This window comes from Bullifex sp. (assembly GCF_034103065.1).
GTDB lineage: Bacteria > Spirochaetota > Spirochaetia > Sphaerochaetales > Sphaerochaetaceae > Bullifex.
Genome location: NZ_JAXEGN010000167.1, coordinates 1 through 4674, shown reverse-complemented (window position 1 = coordinate 4674; position 4674 = coordinate 1). Strand labels below are relative to the sequence as shown.

Annotated in this window: 3 protein-coding genes and 1 pseudogene; 3 read left to right on the top strand and 1 reads right to left on the bottom strand. The window is 33.2% G+C overall.

Translation table 11 applies throughout. The features are described from left to right. Positions 1-258 precede the first annotated feature (258 nt). Positions 259-2187: a DUF2075 domain-containing protein gene (locus SOY52_RS06615; protein WP_320848173.1), complete on the top strand. Its 1929-nt coding sequence runs from the start codon at positions 259-261 to the stop codon at positions 2185-2187. Here SOY52_RS06615 and SOY52_RS06610 read toward each other — a convergent pair. Further along, the gene (locus SOY52_RS06610; protein ID WP_320848172.1) at positions 2164-3537 is read right to left on the bottom strand and encodes a PLP-dependent aminotransferase family protein; all 1374 of its coding nucleotides are present in this window, start codon (positions 3535-3537) and stop codon (positions 2164-2166) included. The genes SOY52_RS06615 and SOY52_RS06610 overlap by 24 nt on opposite strands. A gap of 97 nt (positions 3538-3634) precedes the next feature. On the opposite strand from SOY52_RS06610, the gene pdxS reads away from it, so the two are divergent. Continuing rightward, entirely contained in the window at positions 3635-4513 is an 879-nt protein-coding gene (gene pdxS, locus SOY52_RS06605; protein WP_320848171.1) for a pyridoxal 5'-phosphate synthase lyase subunit PdxS, read from the top strand. Then, positions 4513-4674: pseudogene (locus tag SOY52_RS06600) on the top strand (pyridoxal 5'-phosphate synthase glutaminase subunit PdxT); the annotation flags it as partial. The gene pdxS and the pseudogene SOY52_RS06600, both read left to right, overlap by 1 nt.

The following is a 4674-nucleotide window of genomic DNA, read 5'->3' as shown; positions in this document are numbered from 1 at the left end:
GCTTTTTTGTCTCTGGGCTTGTGCCTGGTGTAGCTGTTTGATTACTACATGAAGTTACAAATAAAAGTGCAATAAGCGAAATTGACAAAAATGAAAATAGCTTTCTCATAGTGGTTTCTCCTTATTAAGTTTTATTACTATGATAACAATTTAGCTTTGAAATAGTTACAATATTAACAAAATCGCTATTTAAAGCGTTTAAATGAGCTTTTTCTTAATTTTTAATATTTTTGTGCTACCATAATATTGGGAGTAGTTATGATTATCTATAGTGCAAAAAAGAAGGACTTCATAAATGACTGTAAAGCAAATAAAATAGCTGATGCAGTAAAAAGAGAATATGAGAAAAATATTGGCAAAGCAAATAAAAATGAAGTCATTTCTTGGGAAAACTCATTAAAGTGTATGGCTGCTGTTATTAATACAGAGAAAATTGATGATAACGCAGTAGTATGTGCAGAGTATAGACTTCCAAACTGCGGAAGCAGAATTGATTTTATCATTGCAGGTCAAGACCAAAATGGCAAAGACAACGTTGTGATTGTTGAATTAAAGCAATGGTCTACTGTATCTATTGATGAAGATAAAAAGCTGGTTAATACATTTGTTGGAGGAGCAAATAGATTAGTTGCTCATCCTTCTTACCAAGCATGGTCATATGCAGTAACTCTTGAAAACTATAATGAAGCTATAGAAAATGAAAATATTTCACTTTTTCCTTGTGCATACCTACATAACTATACCTATTTTGAAGGAGATGATATTAATAGTTTATCTATCTTTCCTGAGCTTGATTATTCACCTCTTTTCTTCCGTGATGGTGAATCTAAGCTTAGAAGTTTTATTACTAAATATGTTGTAAAGCCAGATAAGAAAGCAATAATGGATAGGATTGATAATGGAAGAATTAAACCATCTAAATCATTACAGGATGTGCTTTCTAATATTTTAAAGGGTAAAAAGGAATTTGTTCTTCTTGATGATCAAATTGTATTCTTTCAAAACATTATGGCTTTAGTAAAAAGAAGTAATACCTTAAGGGAAAAGCATGTATTTATTATTGAAGGTGGTCCAGGAACAGGTAAAAGTGTGTTAGCAATAAATTTGCTATCTAGTGCTCTTCAGAATAATAAGGTAGCTGCATATGTTACTAAGAATTCTGCTCCAAGAAATGCTTATACGTCTATATTATCAAGTGATAATCGTTTTACGAAGGCTACAATTAAAGAGCTATTTCTCTCATCGGGGCAACTATTAGCTGTTAAGCAAAATACCTTTGATGCACTATTTGTTGATGAAGCTCATCGATTAAATGAGAAATCAGGTATATACCATAACCAAGGAGAAAACCAAATTAAAGAAATAATTAATGCTTCTCTAATTTCGGTATTCTTCATCGATGAAATGCAAAAAATAACATCTTATGATATTGGTTCTGTTTCTAATATACTTTATTGGGCTGAGAGGTTTGGAGCAGAGGTGCATCAAGGTAAGCTCTCTTCTCAATTTAGATGTAATGGTAGTGATGGGTATTTAAGCTTTTTAGATGATGTTTTAGACCTTAAAAAGGAATACTACACCTTTGATCCTGAGGATTATGATATTGAAGTTGTCGATGACCCTAAGGAAATGATGAACACAATTAAAAAACTTAATTTAAAGGATAATAAGGCAAGAATGCTTGCTGGCTACTGTTGGCCTTGGTTGTCAAAAAAAGATAAGAGCAAGGATGATATTGTAATTGAAGAAAAGGATTTTAGCCATCAGTGGAACTTTAGTAATACAAATACATGGGCTATTGATGAAAACTCTGTTGACCAAATAGGGTGTATTCATACAAGCCAAGGGCTTGAATTTAGCTATGTGGGTGTAATAATTGGTGATGATTTAAGATATGAAAATGGGAAAGTAATTACTGACTATACAAAACGTGCTTCAACAGACCAATCGTTAAAAGGACTTAAAACTTTATGCAAGAAAGGTGATAATAAAGCTCTTAAGGAAGCTGATTTCATAATTCGAAATACTTATCGAACTCTACTTTCTCGTGCAATGAAGGGGTGCTTTGTATATTGTACAGATAAAGCTTTAGCTAAGTATCTTAAAGAAAGAATTAGTGATAACAAGAGGAAGGTAAATGATTTCTATTCCTCATTAGTTGCTTCAACTGATGAGATTTATCGATAGTACATCTAAAGCTTTTTTTAAGATGTTAATATCTAAATTAGAGTAGCTGATAATAAAATCATGGCTTACCTTCTTTTGCCTTGAGTACTCAGAAAGTGCAGAAATATTGATATTTTCTTTATTTAGAATTCCTTTTATTTCTTCATCACTCTTTTCTGTATTTAACCTAAGGATAAAGTGTAGGCCTGAATCATTTTCAATGATGGTAGTTATCTTATTTAGCTTACTATTTAGTATTTCATTTATGACAGCCTTTCTTTGTCTCATATAGTAAAGGCGCATTCTATTTATATGCTTTTCAAAGTATCCTTCTAAGATAAAATTAGCTAGTGTTAATTGCTCAAAGCTTGGGACGGTTGATGAATAAAATGAAAGCTTTTCATTAAATTTTAGTGCTAAGCTTTTTGGAAGTACCATATAACTAATTCTAATTGAAGGTGCTAATGACCTTGAAAAGGTATTTAAGTAGATAACTTTTTCAGAGCCATCCAAAGAAAATAGAGTAGGATAAGGGTTTTTTGATACCTTAAACTCACTGTCATAGTCATCTTCAATAATGAACCTATTTTCTCTTTCAGCTGCCCAAGATAGCACTTCATATCTTCTTTTTAATGGCATTGTGAGTCCTGTAGGAAAGTGGTGAGTAGGGCTTATGTGTAGGATATTTGCATCACTATTGTTTAACTCTGTGATACTTAAACCAATATCATCCAGTTTGATGTATGAAAATTTACTATCATTAACTTTATAAATATAAGATAGCTTTTGATACCCTGGATCTTCTAGGGCAAAGTGATTATCTCTTCCTAAAAGCTGGATGATTAATGAATATAGATATTCGGTTCCTGCTCCTACTATTATTTGTTCAGGGGAAACAACCATTGCTCTAAATGAATAAAGGTGTTTAGCAATAGCTTTTCTTAGTTCTATCATTCCTGCTGCAGAGATAGGAGAAAGAAGTTTATTCCTTTCTTCTGCCATAGTCCTTCTCATTATGTGGGACCAAACAGAGAATGGAAAGTTATTTACATTTATATTTGTATTAGATAAATCATCAAGTAATTTGGGCCTTTCATATTCAAATTCAACAAGTGCTTGTTTAATTTGTTTTTTGACACCTGAAACGTAGTAGCCTTTCTTTTCAACAGATGTAATATAACCTTCACTGATTAACTGGTCATAAGCATTTTGAACAGTTATGGTACTAACCCCACAATTTCTAGCAAATGCTCTTTTAGATGGAAGCTTTGACTCTTTTTCAAGCTTTTCTGAGATAATATCTTCCTTTATAAGAGAATATAACTGCTGATATAGTAATCCCTCTTCTTTATTCAGTTGATAAGTAAGCATAGTACGTTCCTCTATTCTGGTATTAATAATATAAAAGTTTTCTGAATATTTTTATATAACCAGTTTGATGCTAAAGTGAGATTATCAGAGGTATAATATGGATAGAGACAAACAATATGAATTAAATAAAGGATTAGCTCAAATGCTTAAAGGTGGAGTAATTATGGATGTAACTACTCCTGAGCAGGCTAGAATTGCTGAAGCAGCTGGTGCATGTGCGGTAATGGCACTTGAAAGAATTCCTGCAGACATCAGAGCAGCTGGAGGGGTATCAAGAATGAGTGATCCTAAAATGATTAAATCAATTCAGGATGCAGTATCAATTCCAGTAATGGCAAAGTGTAGAATTGGTCACTTTGTAGAAGCTCAGATTTTACAGGCTATTGAAATTGATTACATCGATGAATCCGAGGTATTAAGTCCAGCCGATGATTTATATCATATAAATAAGAGAGACTTTAATGTGCCTTTTGTTTGTGGTGCTAGAGACCTAGGTGAAGCTTTAAGAAGAATTAATGAGGGTGCCTCTATGATACGCACCAAAGGTGAACCGGGTACTGGTGATATCATACAAGCTGTCAGACACATGAGAAAGATGAATAGTGAAATTCGAAAGGTTGTGTCAATGAGAGATGATGAGCTCTTTGAAGAAGCAAAAGCTTTAGCTGTCCCTTATGAACTAGTTTTATATGTTCATGAAAAAGGTAAACTCCCAGTTGTTAACTTTGCTGCTGGAGGTGTTGCAACTCCTGCTGATGCAGCTCTAATGATGCAACTCGGTGCAGAAGGTGTATTTGTAGGTTCTGGTATTTTTAAATCGGGGAACCCTGCAAAGCGTGCGGCAAGCATTGTTCAAGCTGTCACAAACTATAAGGATGCTAAGTTAATTGCAAAGTTATCAGAGGATTTAGGCCAAGCAATGGTTGGAATTAACCCTGATGAAATAAAAATCATTATGGAAGAAAGAGGTCGATAATGGTAGGGGTTTTAGCTTTGCAAGGTGCTTTTCGAGAACACATTATCTCTTTAGAAAAGCTTGGCGTAAAAGCAAAGGAAGTAAGAACTTTATCTGATTTATCAAGTATAGATTCAATTATTCTTCCTGGAGGCGAGAGTACAGTTCAAGGAAAGTTATTA